The sequence below is a fragment of the Nocardia sp. NPDC004582 genome (assembly GCF_053602115.1).
On record NZ_JBSGCY010000004.1, the window covers coordinates 75,559 to 91,067 of the forward strand.

Here is a 15,509-nt window from a genome sequence, read left to right on the forward strand (position 1 = left end):
CCTGGTCCCGAACTTCGGGTGCTGGTCAGACGGTGCGGCCCACGCTGTATGCCGCAGCTCGGTACCGGACGGTGTTCATGTAGGTGGTGGACTGGTTGTAGGTGAGCAGGGCCTGCTGCCAGCCGGGGGCGCCGGTCAGGTCGCCGCCCATGGCGCAGAGGTAGCGGGCGGCGGTGAGGGCCGCGTCGTCGATGTTGTCCGGATCGATCTTGCCGTCGCCGTTGGCGTCCACACCCCAGCGCTGCCAGGTCTCGGGGATGAACTGGAACGGGCCCATGGCACGGGCGTAGACGGGGTTCGCGTCGGTGGAGCCGATGTCCAGGATGCGGGCGCGGCCCGGCGAACCGTCCAGGGCCAGGCCGCGAATCGGGGGCGAGACGGTGCCGTCGTCGGCGATGCGGGAACCGGCGTGGGTGCCGTGCCGGCTCTCGACGCTGGCGATGCCCGCCAGGGTGGTCCAGCCGATCCCGCATTCGGGCCTGGAGCGCGCCATGACCGCGGCCGCGTACCCGTAGGCCTCGAGCGCGAGCACCGGGATGCCGGTCGACTCGCGCTGTTCCTTCGCCCAGTCACGCAGTTGAATCGCGGTGCGGCCCGGGGCATCCAGATCGATCGCGGGCACCGGTGCGCCCGCTCCCGGCGGCATGTCGTCGGGCACCGGCGTGAGATGGGTTGTCCCGCAACCGGTCAGCACGACGAGAGCGACGGCCGTGGCAACCAGGCCGGCGCGGGTCAGCGGGGCCCGGAGGCCGGCCATACGGATACGCACACCGTTCATCATCCAGATGGATCGGCGCGCAGGCGAGAAACGTCAACGCGGTTCGCTCGAACGAGGCCGATTCGATTACCCTCCGCGCGGGAATCCTATGCCTATTCGCTATTTCTACGACACACCCTTAGGTAAGGCTTGCCAAAATTACGCGGTGGCAATACCGTCTTCGGTCGAGCCGAGATCACCATGCCCCCGCCCACGCCAGGAAGGCCCTTCCGTTGGTGAAAAGCGTTCTCTCCGAACGTACCCCGCTCCACCCCGAAAAGCTCGAACCGCTCGAACGGCGCGACCTGCCGGAATCCGCGACCCGCGCGATCCATTACCTCGCCGCTGAGATCGCCGTCACAGTCGGTGCTACCCCCGCGATCGCGGGCACCCTCGCGCATCCGGTCCTGTTGCGCCACATCGACGCCAAGTACGGCAGGTTGCCCGACGTCGTGCACGAGGCCATGCGCCCGCCCGCCACCGCCGCGGGCGTCGCGGTCATCAGCCGGCTACCGATCGACGAGGACGCGCTCGGGCCGACCCCGTTCAACTGGGAGGAGGCCGCGGCCTGGGCCGGCGACCGGTCGCGGCGGTCCACCTCGTTCGAACTCGATATCGCGCTGCTGCTGCTGGCCCGTTGCGCCGGTGAGCCGTTCGGCTGGCACGGCCAGCAGGCGGGGCGGCTGGTGAACAACATCCTGCCCACGCCCGGGCACGAGCACGAGCAGTCCGGGGCCAGCAGCACCGCGCTGCTGAGCCCGCACACCGAGGACGCCTTCCACCCCGGTCGCGCCAACCTGCTGATGCTGGGCTGCCTGCGCAACCCCGACCGGATCGCCACCACCGTGTCCTCGATCCGGCAGGTGGAACTCGATGCGGCGCAATGGGAAACCCTGCGCGCCGCCCGGCTGCCGATCCTGCCCGACGTCTCCTACGGCGACGACTTCGGCGACCGGACCGCGCCGCCGATCCCCACCGTCGGCGGCGACACCGAGGAGCCGACACTGCGTTTCGACCCCGCGTACACCCCGCTCGACCGCGCCGACGACGAATTCCGTTGCGCCTACCAGCATTTGACCAGCGAATTGCACAGGGTGAGTCGCGCCGTCGCTTTGGCTCCCGGCGAGCTATTGCTGATGGACAATGATTCCGTGGTTCACGGAAGGGTGCCCTTCGCCCCGCGTTACGACGGCACCGACCGGTGGCTGAAGCGAGTGAACATCCACCTGCCCGACCGCCGCCGCGCCGCGTCCGAAGCCGCCGAGGACGGCTACGGCCAGCGCGTGGTGGCCCCCTTCCGCATGACCAGAGGACAGCGCCCGTGAACTACCGCCCCACCCCGCTCCGGGTGCTCAGCCGCAGCGACCTCGCGGACGTCCCGATCAGCCCCGCCGAAGTGGTACGCGCCGTCGAGGACGCGTATCTCGCCCTGGCGGGCGGTGATTCGGACAACCCGCGCAAGCTCAGCGTGGCGCACCCGGACGGCTGGTCGGTCGCGTACGCCATGCTGGGCCGCGACGGCCGCCGCCGGGTGGTGGCGATGAAGACCAGCTACAAGTTCGATCCGCACCACGACCGCTCCAACAAGCGGTACTTCACCACCATCTCGCTCTACGACGACGCCACCGGAACGCCTATCGCACTGATGGATTGCGCGCGCGTCGGCGCGCTGCGCACACCCGCGGTCTCGGCTCTGCTGGTGCGCGAATGCGTCCGGCCGGGCGCGCGCAGCGCGCTGCTGATCGGCACCGGCACCCAGGGCCGCAACGCGCTGCCCCACCTGCTGGCGGCGAACCCGCACTTGAACCGGCTCATGCTCTACGGTACCCATCCCGAAGGCCTGGAAGCCGTGTATCAGCAACTGCTGCATCATCATCCGCACGCGGAACTGGAGACCGTCGACGATCCCAACGCGGCGGCGCGCGAGGCGGACGTGGTCCTCGCGACCGCCGGTCCGGGCACCCGGGTGGCCATCGACGCCGAGGATCTGGCGCCCGGTTCGACGGTCGTGCTGGTGGGCTACGGCCTGGCCCCCTCCACCCTGGTGCACGCCGACCGCGTGATCGCCACCAGCGCCGAGCAGATGGCGCTCACCGGAACCGATATGGCGGGCCCGGACGGCCGACTACGCCGGGTCGACGCCGAGCTACCCCAGATCCTGGGACATCGCGCCGTCGGCCGGATCAATGATGACGAACGGATTTTCGTCTACAACAGCGGCTTGGTGTTGACCGATATCGCCGTGGCGCACGCACTGGCCAATCGGGCCATCGCCGAAGGCCGAGGCACCGAGATTTCGCTCTGGGATTGACCCGCCCGGATTAATCGAACGGATTCGCGATAGAAATCCGACCGAAACGGCTATTTCGGACATTGGTCAAAACCATTACCCCCTAGCCATTTGAGTCTAGATTCGCACTGACATAGTCATGCATGTTGGCTATCGCTGCCGCCTCACAGCCACCGAAAGGGAAGATGGAGCACCACGCGGAAGCCGCCCCCTCCACTATCGACGCCCCCGCTCGCACAATCGACACCCCGGCTCGCGACCTGCGCGAGATAACCGCGGCGCCGATGCCGGCCCACCGGCTCGAATGGGAGAACCGGTTACTGAACGGGGACGCGCTGCTCAAGATCGCGACCGAGGTCGACGGACCATTTCACGTCATGTATCCAGCGCGGATCGTCGAGAACATCCAGGCATTTCTAGCCGTATTCAGCGAGATCGGATTGACCGGCGCCGTCTACTACGGCAAGAAGGCCAACAAATCCCCCTGTGTCATCGCCGCCTGCGCCGCGGCCGGCGCCGGCGTCGACGTCGCGAGCATCGGCGAGCTGCGCAGCGCGCGGGCCGGAGGCATCGCCGGAGCGGACCTCATGGTGACCGGCCCGGCGAAATCCGATCAGCTGCTCGCGCTGGCCGCGCGGGAGAACGCCACGATCGCCATCGACAGCGCGGCCGAACTCGTCCGGCTCGCCGGCATCGACCGGTCCGCCCGCATCGTGCTGCGCGTCCTGCCCGATGGCTCCAGCAGTCGCTTCGGCATGACGGGGACCGAGCTCGACGACGCCGTCCGGCTCGCCGCGCGGGAATCGATTCGACTGGAGGGGTTCAGCTTTCATCTCGGCGGCTACAACGCCGCCGCGCGGGCCGACCAGGCCGCCACGCTGGTCGACACCTGCCTCGCCGCCCGTGCGCTCGGCCACCCCGCCGACACCATCTCGATCGGCGGCGGCTTCGGCGTGGACTACGTCCCCGAGGACGCCTGGAAAACCTTTTGCGCACACGCGAATCCGATGTGGTTCCACGGCTATCGCGCACCCAAGGTCGGCTCCTATTACCCCTATCACTTCCCGGTCCCCGGCCCGGCCATGCTCGCCGCGGTCCTGCGCCACGACAATCTCGCCGAAAAGCTCCGGGCGGCCGGAATTCGGCTGGCGGTCGAGCCCGGACGCGCGCTCCTCGACGGCGCGGGCAGCACGGTATTCCGGATCCAGGGCGTCAAAACCCGGGTCGCGCACGGCCAGCCCTACGACATCCTCACCGTGAACGGGAGCAGCCTCAGCCTGTCCGAACAATGGTTCGACAGTGAGTATCTGCCCGACCCCGTCCTGTGGCCGAAACGCCCCGGCGAACTCACTCCGACCTGTGTCGGCGGCTCGACCTGTCTGGAAGAGGACATGCTCAGCTGGCGTCGAATCCCGCTGCCGCGGCCCGCGACCACCGAGGATCTGCTGATTTACCCGAATACCGCCGGTTATCAGATGGACAGCAACGAGTCCTCATTTCACGAGTTGCCCATTCCGCCGAAAGTAGTCTTGCGGAACTCGCCGGATGGACGACAATTCGATTGGAACCTCGACACCGACGGCTTCACCATCTGAACGGTTCGCGCACACCGCCCCGCTACACGCTCCATCGACTTTCCCGAGGAGAAGTACTCGATGCCGGTTATCGCCAGGCGAGTGTCCGAGCTCATCGGACGGACACCGCTGTTCGAGCTGGCCGTCGACCCCGCAACCGGGACTCGGCTGCTGCTGAAGCTCGAAACCATGAACCCGACGGGCACCGCCAAGATTCGCATGGCCCGGGCCATGGTGCTGGACGCGGAACGACGCGATGTGCTGCGGCCCGGCGGGCACATCATCGAATCGACATCGGGTAATACCGGACTGGGCCTGGCCGTGGTGGCGCGCGAACGCGGCTACCGCTTCACCGCCGTGGTCGACCATCACGCCTGCAAAGCGAAGCTGAACGCGATGCGCGCCATGGGAACCGAACTCGACTTCGTCTCCGACGACGGCGACGACGGCCTGTCCACCTCCGCGCGCGAAGAACGCGCGGCGGCGCTGGCCCAGCAGGAGGCGCCCACCGGCTACTTTCCCGCCCAGCACGCCAACTTCGCCAACGGCGTCGGCTACGTCGCGCTGGCCGAGGAACTGATCGAGGATCTCGGGGAGACCGAACTCATCCTGGTCGCCGCCGTCGGCACCGGCGGATCGCTGTTCGGCACGGCGCGGGGGCTGCGTGATCACGGGCGTGAGCCCCGGCTGATCGGCGTCGAACCGGAGGGATCGATCGCCTTCGGCGGGCCCGGCCACGACTACTGGCAGTCGGGCACCGGCACCCCCGAGGGCGCCGAACCCGGTGTGCACGTGGATCAGGACCTGCACCGGATCGCCGAGCCGGATCGGATGAAGGTCTCCGATGTGGACGCCTTCGCCACCACCCGCGCGCTGGCCCGGCGGAAGGGGCTGCTGATCGGCGGTTCCTCGGGCAGCGCGGTGCACGCCGCGCTCACCCGGCTGCACGAGTTCCCGCCCGGCTCCACCGTGGTCGTGATCGTCAACGACGACGGGGAGAAGTACCTCGACACCGTCTTCGACGACGAATGGATGAGCGACCGCGATCTCCTCGACGCCGAACGCGAGGAACGGATCACCCGGCTGCTCGAGCACTGCCAGCCGCCCTTCCGCCCGGATCCGAAAGAACTGACCGTGCTCCGGCACCTGCACCACACGCTGCCCGATCAGGCCGCGACGGGCCTCACCGGCGCACGACTCGACGCCTACGCCGACGCGAAAGTGCCGCAGGCCGCGCTGATTCAGCTGCTCGAGCGGGTGGGCATGCCCGCGCACGAGATCGGCGAGATCGTCGCCACCACCGATGACGACGCCGTGTGCCGCGCGCTGGAGAACCACCTCGGGCGGCTACGGGAACAGGCCGCCCTGGTCGCCGACGCGCTGGCGGGCATGCGAAACCCGGTGCGGGAACGCGCCACCACACACACCATCCTGGTGGCCGATCCGAAGACCACGGGCGTGGACGGGGCTGCCACGAAATGATCGGGGCGCTCGGATATTCCGATCGACGACACCGCCAATCCGATGGGCGGCAGCTGACCTCGCTGGCCACGCCCATCGCCCTGACCCAGCTCGCCCAGGTCGCGGTGTCCACCACCAATATCGCGCTGATGGGGACGCTCGGGGTGCGGGAAGTCGCCGCGGGCGGGCTGGCGCTGGTGCTGTTCAACCAGATTCGGACCATGTGCGTCGGGCTGATCACCGGGACCGGGAATCAGGTGGCGACCGTGGTGAGCCGCGCCGAGAAGCAGGGGCGGCGGGCCGAGGCCCTGGTGCGAGCGGTGGTGCGGTCGAGTTTCCTGATCGCCACCGCGGCCGGATTGCTCGGCGGCGCACTGCTGATCGGGCTGGGGTGGTCGCTGCAATGGCTGGGGCAGGACGCCGGCGTGCTGGCGCAGGCGCGGCCCATGATGGTGGCGCTCGCGCCGGGACTCGTGCCGTGCCTGTGGTTCCAGGTGCTGCGGCAGTACACGGTCGGGATGCAGCGGCCGCAGGCGCTGCTGCTGGTGACGCTCGGATCGGTGGCGCTGAATCTGGTCCTGGCGCTGGCGTTCATGCACGGCTGGGCCGGGCTGCCCGCACTCGGGTTGACCGGGGTCGGCGTGGCGACCTCGCTGGTCTTCCTGATCACCTTCGGGGTGTTCTGGGCGATGGTGCGGCGGGATCCGAAACTCGGTGCGACGCTGCCGGTTCGGATGTGGCCGGTGCACGCGGCGACGGTGCGGGAGGAACTGCGGCTGGGGACCCCGATCGCGCTCACCTACGGGTCCGAAGCGGGCATGTTCTCGGTGCTGGCGCTGGTCATGGGGAGCCTGGGGGCCGCCGCGCTGGCAGCGCACAATGTCGTCTACCAGATCGTGTACATCGTGTTCCAGGTGGCGATCGGGCTCTCGCACGGGGCGTCGATCCTGGTCAGCCGGGCGGTGGCGCGCGAGGAGTACGCGCATGCGCGGTCGATGGCGTGGCTGGCGCTGCGGTTCGCGGGGCTGGTCGCGGCGCTCACCGGTCTGGCCTACGCGCTGGCGCCGGACTGGGTGCTGAAGCCGTTCCTGGCCGACAGCGATTCGGCCACCGTGCGGCTGGCGCACACGCTGTTGCTGATCGCGATCGTGCTGCAGTTCTTCGACGCCGCCCAGAACATCGGTGTGGGGTTGCTGCGCGGGCTCAAGGACACCAAGGCCGGGTTCCGGCTGTCGCTGGTCGGGTACTGGGGTGTGGGATTGCCCACCGCGCTGCTGCTCGCGTTCCCGGCGGGATGGGCGGCGGCGGGCGTCTGGTGGGGGCTGACAGCCGGGCTCGCGGTCACCGCTGCCCTGATGCTGCGGCGCTATTTCACCCTGTTGCACGCACGTGAGCAGGAACATCCACGAGTGCTGGCCGGTAGCTTCGGGCATTAGCCCGACATCCAAATCTCACCTTCCCGCAAGCATGTCGTCACTGGACACGGGCAACCTGGAAGAAACGGCTTTCGCTATTCTGGCGACGAATTCGGTCAGGGGCGCAAACCATCAATGCCGGGGAGGATGTCCGTGCACATCTCACGAGTCGCCGAACACGCCAGGGCCGATCATGTCCTGTTCCACTTCAGCGACACCCATCTGATCGCCGCCGACACCGAGCTCTACGGTGCGGTCGACGCCGAGGCGCGGCTGTCCACGCTGCTCGGGCAGGCCGAGGCCAGCCGCATCGCGCCGACGGCCATCGTCTTCACCGGTGACCTCACCGACCAGGGCGAGCCCGGCGCGTACCGCAAGCTGCGGGACCTGGTGGAGCCGTGGGCCGAACGCATCGGCGCGCCGGTCGTCTGGGTCGCGGGCAATCACGACGAGCGCGGCACCCTGCGTGAGCACCTGCTCGACGAAACCCCTTCCGCCGCACCGTTCGACGCCGTGCACCTGTTCGACGGCCTGCGCGTCATCGCCCTCGACACCACGGTTCCCGGCCACCACTGGGGCGAGCTGACCGACGCCCAATTGGCGTGGCTCCGAGACGTTCTCGCCGAACCCGCCCCCTTCGGCACCATCCTCGCCATGCACCACCCGCCCATCCCCTGCGTCCAGGATCTGGCCGTGCTGGTGGAGCTACGCGACCAGCGCCGCCTCGCCGACGTCCTCGACGGCACCGACGTGCGCGCCATTCTGGCCGGGCACCTGCACCTTTCGAGTACCGCCACCTTCGCGGGCATCCCCGTCTCGGTGGCGTCGGCCACCTGCTACAGCCAGGACATGGCCGCCGCCGAGGGCGGCCAGCGCGGCCGCGACGGCGCACAGGCCTTCAACTACGTCCACATCTACCCCGACACCATCGTGCACTCGGTGGTCCCGATCGGCCACGGCCCCACCGTCGGCAACCCCGCCGACCCCGACCAAGCGGCCGCCCGGCTAGCCGACGCCGGCATCGTCATCCCGCCCGCGGCCCGCATCCCCCACGTCCTGCGCCGCCGCACCGAGGCCCCCGAATCCGACGGCGAGACGGTCCTCTGACCCTGACGCGGACTCCACCTCGACGGCACCCGGCAAATCCCGTGGTCACCCAGGTCCAGTGACAGGTCCCACTCCCGTTCCTGGTCCTTTTCACACCGGGGATCCGGGGCCGTTGTAGGAACCGCGAACCTCCCCGCAACCGACGGACACCGGCATCTCCAGCGCACCGCACTCGACCATCCCCTCCGGCAACGGTTCCCAGCTGACCGACACCATCGCCGCCTTCACCTTCTCCCTCGCCAACGCCAACACGGCCCCCTCCGGCGCCAACGACTGGAACTGCAAACCCACTGCCGCGCACCCCGAACCGGTGGTGCTGCTGCACGGGTCGTGGATGAACGCCTACGACGGCTTCGCCTACCTGTCGCCCCAGATCAAGCAGGCCGGATTCTGCGTGTACGCGCTGAACTACGGACAGGAAGGGCTGCTCCAGCAGGGCGGCCTGAGCGCGCTGGTACCGGGCGTCAATGGCATTGCCCCCATGGTTTCAACGCACTGGGATTCAGCCGGCTCCTGGTCGGTGAGGGCCTGATCGAACAGGTCGCCGGATCCACGTTCTACGCCACCCTCAACGCCTCCGGCGACACCGTCCCCGGCGTCCACTACACCAGCGTCGCCACCAACCATGACGAGATCTCCACCCCCTACGACGCCACCTTCCTGACCGCCGGCCCCGGCGCGACGGTGACCAACGTGACCCTCCAGGACGGCTGCGGCATAGACCTGTCCGACCACCTGTCGATGCTGTACTCCAAGCGCGCCGTCTCCATCGCCCTGCGCGCCCTCGACCCGTCCGCCCACCCGAACCTGGTCTGCGCCTTCAACCCCTACGCCCTGTGAACGAAACCCGGGTTCGACGCGCGGGATGCGCGCCGAACCCGGGTTATCGATCCGCCGCCCCGATCAGGGAGTCGGGCGGGGCCATTCGGTCTGGGTGGGGTGGGTCGGGCCGTTGTCGTCGGTGGAGAAGTCGGAGCTGGGGTTGAAGAAGCTCCAGATGATGCCGAGGATCAGGATGATCCACAGCAGGACCTTGCCGGCCTGGGAGACCAGGAGGGGGCGGGTCGGGGAGGCGGGGGTGAAGCCGGGTGGGAGGGCGGCTTCGGGTTCGGGGAGCGGGCCGTCGCCGAAGACCTGTTTGAGGTAGGTGGGGGTGAGCATGAGCCAGTAGGCCTCGGTGCGGATCTGGACGCGCAGGACGGCCGTGGTGGCTTGGAAGAGGGCGGCGGGCATGCGGCCGGTGATCAGGACGATCAGCCAGACGATCGGGGAGATGACCATCCAGCCGGTGGACAGCCAGGCGGCCAGCACCTGGATGGGGAAACCCAGGATGAAGCGGAACAGCACGGCCCAGCGGTTCAGGCGGGTGGGGGCCGGGAACAGCACGCGCACCGGGTAATTCACATCGGTGTCGAAGGTGAACGGCGGATACTCGTCGACCAGGAGGTACACATAGCCCTCGACTCGCGCCGTGTAGGCGAGCGTCCACCGCAGGTAGTCGCCGCACCACTGCGGCAGCGCGCCGGTGAACAAGGCGCCGAACCAGCCGCAGATCGCCACCACGATCTGGCCCAGCGTCAGGATGAACAGCACGAACAGGTGCGGGATGACCAGGATCAGGCGGAGCAGCACGGTCCAGCGGCGCTGTTGCGCGGGCGGGAAGATATCCAGATCGACACTGGGTTCCGGCACGGGCTGCACCGGCATCGAGGCCGGCGGCATCGGCGGATATTCGACCATGACGCACACTCGCTTCCTGGTCCATGACGACGGGAAAGTGACGTTTCCTGGTCAGCGTCCCACATGAATAAAGGAGCGCGCCGAGGGCGCGCTCCACGAATTCAGGACAAAGACATAGGGACCGGGCGGAAATCAGTTGATCTTGACACCCAGGCCGTAGTCGAGGGTGTTGTGACCGGCCGAGGTCACCACCAGCTCGTAGGAACCGTTCACCGGCAAGGTGACCCGAGCCCACTGCTGCTGATTGGCCAGCGTCCCGGTCGGGCCCTTGATGGTGACCACGGTGTCCGACCAGTACGGCGCGGCACTGATGACCATCGACTGCCCGCCCCGGGCATCGAGCCGATAGGTGTCGGTGCTCCACCCCTGCAGGTGGCCGCTCACGAAGGCATTGTCGGTGTTCTTCGCGAAATGGATCTGACGCGCACTGTCCGCGGCGGCCGAACCCGTACCGAGAACGGTGGCGGTGGTCGTGGCGGCGGCGACAACAGCGGCGGCGAGGAATTTCTTGTTCATGCCATCGATGGTCGAAGCCGCCACCAATCGGATTCCAAGCAAAGACTATTGGGCTGAATCCCTGGGCCACGGAGGCTTCTCGTCTGACGGTACGGACTGAAAGAGGTGCTCAGCGGGTGAATTCGCCGTTGGCAACACCCTTGGTGAAGGCATCCCATTCAGCGGTGTTGTACTCGAGCGCGATGCCCTTGGCATCCAGCAGAGTCGCGCTGCCGTCTTCGAAGACGCTGACGGTCAGCTGATCACCGACTCGACCGGAGTTGCCGCTCGACACCAGATCGAGCACGGCGGGCCAGGATCCAGAACCGACCTCGAGTATCGGCTGACCCTGCGGTTCCCCCGTGAACTTGCTGTCTCGAATGAGAACAAGATCAGCGAGGTGCGCAATCTCTACACAAGTGCCGTTGGTACCACTGAAGCTAGATCTGAAGAACTCGGCGTTCACAGAATTCAGCCTAGCCGTGGTCGGCAACCAGCTTGATCAGCTCGAGGGACTGCTCACGATCCAGCGCAGTGGACCGGATCTGATTGAAGAGGTAGTCGAGCGCGGTGACTCGCTTCGGATCATCCACAACTTCGAAGTACTCGGCGGCTTCAGTCCAGCCCATCGCCGGCAAGCGAGCGCTCTTGAAGTCCAGCAGGTGGAATGTCGCGGAGTTGAGACCCACCATCGCCGTACCCGCGTCAAACGGGACGATGCGAATGTCGAGCGTGTCCGGGTATCGCTCCGCCATCGAGATCAGGTGCCGAAGCTGTCTAGCGCGAACCTCATCACCGCCAACTTTGTACATCAGAGCCGCCTGACCGATTACCACTGAAAGCTCCAGCGGATCAGGACCTTCGAGCCGACGCTGCCGACGCATGCGAGCGTTGACCCGTTGCTCGATCTCGGTCGGCCTACCTGTGGATACCACTGCCCGCATGAGGGCGCGGACGTGATCCTCGATCTGCAGCAGACCGGGTATCGCGATGCTCTCGAAGCTGCGGATGCTCTGCGCACCCGCCTCCAGATCATAGAAGCGCATGAGCTGTTCGTTGAACAGCGCGGAGTACTCCGCGAACGGATTGCGGCCTTTGGCGATATCACGCAGCGCGAGCAAGTCCGCCCGCTCGTCGTCGTCGAACTCGAGCAGGTCCACCAGCGCTGTCAGCTTCTGCTCGGTCAGTACGCCGCGACCCTTCACAAGTTTCGACCAGTACTGCTGCGTGACATCAACCTGCCGCGTGATCGTGCTCGGCTTCTCGCCACGTTCCTCGGCGCGAGAGCTGATCCGCAGCATCAGTTCCCACCGAGCGACCATCGGAGACATCGGTGCCACTTGACCTCGATTCTTCCTGCGAAGGAGCTGCCCCTACGGTAGCCGAACCAGCTGCAGATCCAGACACCAATACCGTTGATTGGTTGTGTAAACCAGGTGTATGATCTGATGGTCGGCTTGGCGGTTTGCCACCGACTCTGAAACCCAGTTCTGCAAGCGCATTCAGCGAGGAGCTGACGTAATGCTTTGGGACATTTGGTTTTTACTTCTGATTCTCATCACCGGCTCGACCCTGCTGGGCGTCGCACGGTGGGGGCTCACCGACGGGGGAACCACCGCACCGGGCGACTCAACGCTGGTCACCGGCGGTTTTTCCTGCGTGCCACTACGCAACCGCCACCGCGTGCACGGCAGACACCGCGCGTGGTGACCAGCCTCCTTGCCTCTCGTACCGATTCGGAGTCGATCATGACCAATCCCTATATCGCCCCGTCCGATCCGCCGATCCGCAAACGCGCCGCCGCACCGCTCGACCACTCCTCCGAGCCCGACCAGCCCTCGCCGGTCACGGCGCTCCCCGACCACGAGACCGAGACACGGCTGCGCGACGAGCCGGAGAGGCGGGAGGCATGATCTGGCTGCCCGACTGGGTGAAAGTCGGTGCCCCGGTGCGGTTCCGGATGACCGGCCGAGACGACGCGGACTGCATCATCACCGCCGTCACCTCCACCGGCCGGGTCACCCTCTGCAATGGCGAGTGCTTCTCCCCCACCCACCTGACCCCCGGAAGCCACGACGCCACCCGCTACTTCGAGAAGCTCAACCGCCTCTCCGGGGTGACGAAGTCGGCCCGCAAACCATGACGCGGGACGAATCCGGTCCGCGGGGGTCTCCACGGTGCGAAACGCTGATTCGAGCCAACTGCGTGCGTGGTCGGCACGAGTACTGACCGCCGACAGCCTCGACGAGGCGATTCGGTAGCGCGCCGCGACCGGGTCAGGCCGCGCCGGATTCGAAGGCCGTCATGGTTCCGGCGATGGTGTCGGGTTTCTCCCAGGGGGCCGGGTCGGGGAAGTAGGTTTCGAGGAATTCCGAGACGGCGCGGACGCGTTCGGTTTCCGGGACCTCGGGGAAGCTGCCGTCATTGAGGCAGAAGAAGTCGACGTTGCGGCGTTTGGCGAGGCCGTCGAGGAGGGCCAGGCCGGTGTGGCTGGTGGTGTCGACGTAGCGCATCTTCGCCGCCTCCTGGGGGACGGCGCGGCCGGTGAGCAGGGCGTAGTAGTGGTAGAGGGAATTGGTGACCGAGATGTCGGTGGCGGCGCGGAAGCGGCTGGCTCGGGTGCGGGCGAAGTCCTCGGCGAAGACCTGCTCCATTTCCAGCAGGACGCTGCGGCGCAACGGAACCGGGGTGTGCTCGAGGTGGCGGGTGATGACGTGGCCGAAGCGCTGGGACAGCAGGGCGCGGTTGACGCGGGCCGCGTTCTCGAAACCGCTGCGCCGCTCGTTGTTCGCGCCCGGGCCGATGCGGGTGCCCGCCTCGATGTAGCGGCTGATGCCCGCGGGAGTGAAGAACATGGACGGGCGCACCGGGCGGGCGAAGAACATGTCGTCGTTGGAGTAGAGGAAATGCTCCGACAAACCGTCGATGTGCTGCAATTGGCATTCCACCGCATGGGAATTGAAGATCGGCAGGCCGCTGATATCGGAGAAATGGTCCACCGCACGGACGACGGTGACCTTCGGGTCCTCGCCGAGCCAGTCGGGGACGCGGGAATCGGTGGCGATGAAGATGCGGCGGATCCACGGGGCGTTCTTGTGCACCGAGCGCAGCGCGTAGCGCAGTTCGTCGATCTGGCGGATGCGGGCGTCGGCCTCGTCACCCTCGCCGACCACCACCTGCGCCAGCATTCCCGCACGGCGGGCCCGGAATTCGGGGTCGGAGCCGTCCACCCAGGAGAACACGATGTCGATGTCGAAGCCGACGTCGACGGGCTGGGGCGTGAACATGCCGTCCAGGGTGGGCCAGCTGGTGTCGTAGAGCAGCACGGTGGCCGGTTCCACATCGGCGACGTCGAACACCATGCGAGTCAGGGCGTTCGGGCGCGGGCACTCGACGGTATCGCCGTGGTATTCCCACAGCTCGATCTCCACGTGATGGGCCGGATCGAGGTCGCGGCCGAGCCGGAAGACATTGTGCGGCTTCTCATTGCAGGAGAACCCGGCCACCATGGCCGCCCCCAGCACCCGTCTGAGCGCGGCCCGATGGCCGGTGTCCACGGCCAGCACCAGGCGATGGTCGGCGTCACGAACCAGCAGGTAGGGGACCTCGGCGGCGGTCAATTCGGAGCGCAGGTAACGCAGATCGCCGACGACCGCCTCGGACACCGCCAGATTCGCCACCGTCGCGCGCCCCACCGTCTCCATGATCTCCGGCTGCTGTCCCGCACCCATATCCACCATCGCCATCTCCGCTCTCTTCGGGGCCTATCACCTCACGTCTTGCGGTGGCCACGCCGGCACAGCCGCCTACCGGCCCGGGACACGCCCGGGCCGGCGCAGCCGTGAAATCTGTTGCGCAGTCAGAAGAACGGAGCGGACGGGTGGTGCGGGGCGTGTTTCCACGGGCGAAATTCACCGGGCGGTCATCGGCCGGCTACTCGCGTGACCTCGTCGAGTCGAGGGACTGTTACGAATGATGCAACCGTTATCGCTTCTCGTCAATCTGTTTCCCCGCAGGTCCAGAGGTGTTTTCACAGCCGTAACGGACGAAACACCCGTTTCCGGCACGCCCGGGGTCCGCTTCGGAGACCAGCGAGCCAGTGCGGCAACGGCATACACTTGCGGGCAGCACAGTCCAGCCCGCTGTGCGGACCCAGATGGTGAGGGGACACAGATGGTAGCCGACGCCCGGGAACGTCAGGAGCCCTCGACGGACACGCGACCCGACCACCCCGAACTGGACGTTCTACCCGAGTGGCCGCTGGACACCATCGCGGTGCTGGTGACCACCGATCCCGCCCCGCACGCCATCCCCGTCTCCTGGCCGGTGCGCGCCGGCGACCGGCGAATCCTGCTCAGCCTCAAGTCCGATCGCGGCTCGCTGGCCCGGCTGCGGGAGCGGCCGGAGCTGGCGCTGCTCATCCTGGGCGGCGGCGATGTGGCGCTGTGCGCCCGCGGCACCGGCAAGGTGATCGCGGATCCGCTGCCCGGCGCGGACGATTACGTGGCGGTGGAACTGACCGTCGACGTGATCGACGACCACCGCCAGTCGGCCTTCGCGGTCGCCTCGGGAATTCAGCGCACCGTCATCGACGACACCGAACTACGCTATCTGGAGAATCGGGTCGCCACCCTCGAAGCAATGGCGGCCGACCGCAACTGAGATCGAAG

At 67.4% G+C, this 15,509-nt stretch carries 18 protein-coding genes and 1 pseudogene; 12 read left to right on the plus strand and 7 right to left on the minus strand.

The genetic code is table 11. From position 1 onward, the window contains the following. Nucleotides 1–25: 25 nt before the first annotated feature. Entirely contained in the window at nt 26–778 is a 753-nt protein-coding gene (locus tag ACWELJ_RS02405; RefSeq protein WP_452364385.1) for a lytic transglycosylase domain-containing protein, read from the minus strand. 215 nt (nt 779–993) lie between these two features. On the opposite strand from ACWELJ_RS02405, the gene ACWELJ_RS02410 reads away from it, so the two are divergent. From ACWELJ_RS02410 to ACWELJ_RS02435, 6 genes and pseudogenes are all read left to right on the plus strand, one after another. Further along, nucleotides 994–2,082, plus strand: a complete 1,089-nt coding sequence (locus ACWELJ_RS02410) for a TauD/TfdA family dioxygenase (RefSeq protein WP_452364386.1) — start codon at nt 994–996, stop codon at nt 2,080–2,082. A 23-nt stretch (nt 2,083–2,105) separates the two neighbouring features. Then, nucleotides 2,106–3,068, plus strand: coding sequence for an ornithine cyclodeaminase family protein (locus tag ACWELJ_RS02415; protein WP_452364431.1), 963 nt, complete (start codon nt 2,106–2,108; stop codon nt 3,066–3,068). A gap of 164 nt (nt 3,069–3,232) precedes the next feature. After that, nucleotides 3,233–4,642, plus strand: coding sequence for an alanine racemase (locus tag ACWELJ_RS02420; RefSeq protein ID WP_452364387.1), 1,410 nt, complete (start codon nt 3,233–3,235; stop codon nt 4,640–4,642). A 60-nt stretch (nt 4,643–4,702) separates the two neighbouring features. Beyond that, nucleotides 4,703–5,755, plus strand: a pseudogene (locus tag ACWELJ_RS02425) (PLP-dependent cysteine synthase family protein); the annotation flags it as partial. A 344-nt stretch (nt 5,756–6,099) separates the two neighbouring features. Next, nucleotides 6,100–7,518 (plus strand): MATE family efflux transporter, encoded by a 1,419-nt coding sequence (locus ACWELJ_RS02430; protein ID WP_452364388.1) that lies wholly within the window; start codon nt 6,100–6,102, stop codon nt 7,516–7,518. Between the two features lie 132 nt (nt 7,519–7,650). Further along, nucleotides 7,651–8,604: a metallophosphoesterase gene (locus tag ACWELJ_RS02435; RefSeq protein WP_452364389.1), complete on the plus strand. Its 954-nt coding sequence runs from the start codon at nt 7,651–7,653 to the stop codon at nt 8,602–8,604. A gap of 90 nt (nt 8,605–8,694) precedes the next feature. Here the strand turns inward: ACWELJ_RS02435 and ACWELJ_RS02440 are convergent, their stop codons facing one another. After that, on the minus strand, nt 8,695–8,895 hold the full coding sequence (locus tag ACWELJ_RS02440; RefSeq protein WP_452364390.1) for a hypothetical protein: 201 nt from the start codon (nt 8,893–8,895) through the stop codon (nt 8,695–8,697). 19 nt (nt 8,896–8,914) lie between these two features. Between ACWELJ_RS02440 and ACWELJ_RS02445 the strand changes: the two genes are divergently transcribed. Together ACWELJ_RS02445 and ACWELJ_RS02450 are read left to right on the plus strand one after the other, a co-directional pair. Next, nucleotides 8,915–9,136: a hypothetical protein gene (locus tag ACWELJ_RS02445; protein ID WP_452364391.1), complete on the plus strand. Its 222-nt coding sequence runs from the start codon at nt 8,915–8,917 to the stop codon at nt 9,134–9,136. A gap of 161 nt (nt 9,137–9,297) precedes the next feature. Next, nucleotides 9,298–9,444, plus strand: a complete 147-nt coding sequence (locus tag ACWELJ_RS02450) for a hypothetical protein (RefSeq protein WP_452364392.1) — start codon at nt 9,298–9,300, stop codon at nt 9,442–9,444. A 63-nt stretch (nt 9,445–9,507) separates the two neighbouring features. On the opposite strand, the gene ACWELJ_RS02455 is transcribed toward ACWELJ_RS02450, so the two are convergent. From ACWELJ_RS02455 to ACWELJ_RS02470, 4 genes are all read right to left on the minus strand, one after another. Then, nucleotides 9,508–10,344: a DUF4389 domain-containing protein gene (locus tag ACWELJ_RS02455; protein ID WP_452364393.1), complete on the minus strand. Its 837-nt coding sequence runs from the start codon at nt 10,342–10,344 to the stop codon at nt 9,508–9,510. A gap of 132 nt (nt 10,345–10,476) precedes the next feature. Continuing rightward, the gene (locus ACWELJ_RS02460; RefSeq protein WP_452364394.1) at nt 10,477–10,860 is read right to left on the minus strand and encodes a hypothetical protein; all 384 of its coding nucleotides are present in this window, start codon (nt 10,858–10,860) and stop codon (nt 10,477–10,479) included. 109 nt (nt 10,861–10,969) lie between these two features. Beyond that, a complete protein-coding gene (locus ACWELJ_RS02465; protein WP_452364395.1) occupies nt 10,970–11,305 on the minus strand; it encodes a DUF397 domain-containing protein in 336 nt (111 codons plus the stop codon). 10 nt (nt 11,306–11,315) lie between these two features. Then, complete coding sequence (locus ACWELJ_RS02470) at nt 11,316–12,140, minus strand: DUF5753 domain-containing protein (RefSeq protein ID WP_452364396.1); 825 nt, start codon at nt 12,138–12,140, stop codon at nt 11,316–11,318. Nucleotides 12,141–12,360: 220 nt separating this feature from the next. Here ACWELJ_RS02470 and ACWELJ_RS02475 point away from each other — a divergent pair, with 220 nt between their 5' ends. Genes ACWELJ_RS02475 through ACWELJ_RS02485 form a run of 3 tightly spaced genes read left to right on the plus strand, consistent with a single transcriptional unit; the run spans nt 12,361 to nt 12,982 of the window. After that, nucleotides 12,361–12,549, plus strand: a complete 189-nt coding sequence (locus ACWELJ_RS02475; RefSeq protein WP_452364397.1) for a hypothetical protein — start codon at nt 12,361–12,363, stop codon at nt 12,547–12,549. A gap of 38 nt (nt 12,550–12,587) precedes the next feature. After that, on the plus strand, nt 12,588–12,752 hold the full coding sequence (locus ACWELJ_RS02480) for a hypothetical protein (protein ID WP_452364398.1): 165 nt from the start codon (nt 12,588–12,590) through the stop codon (nt 12,750–12,752). Then, nucleotides 12,749–12,982, plus strand: a complete 234-nt coding sequence (locus ACWELJ_RS02485) for a hypothetical protein (RefSeq protein WP_452364399.1) — start codon at nt 12,749–12,751, stop codon at nt 12,980–12,982. The genes ACWELJ_RS02480 and ACWELJ_RS02485 overlap by 4 nt, the downstream gene beginning before the upstream one ends. A gap of 133 nt (nt 12,983–13,115) precedes the next feature. Here ACWELJ_RS02485 and ACWELJ_RS02490 read toward each other — a convergent pair whose 3' ends face one another. Next, entirely contained in the window at nt 13,116–14,570 is a 1,455-nt protein-coding gene (locus ACWELJ_RS02490) for a stealth family protein (RefSeq protein WP_452364432.1), read from the minus strand. Between the two features lie 442 nt (nt 14,571–15,012). Between ACWELJ_RS02490 and ACWELJ_RS02495 the strand changes: the two genes are divergently transcribed. Next, nucleotides 15,013–15,501: a hypothetical protein gene (locus tag ACWELJ_RS02495; RefSeq protein ID WP_452364400.1), complete on the plus strand. Its 489-nt coding sequence runs from the start codon at nt 15,013–15,015 to the stop codon at nt 15,499–15,501. Nucleotides 15,502–15,509: the final 8 nt, after the last annotated feature.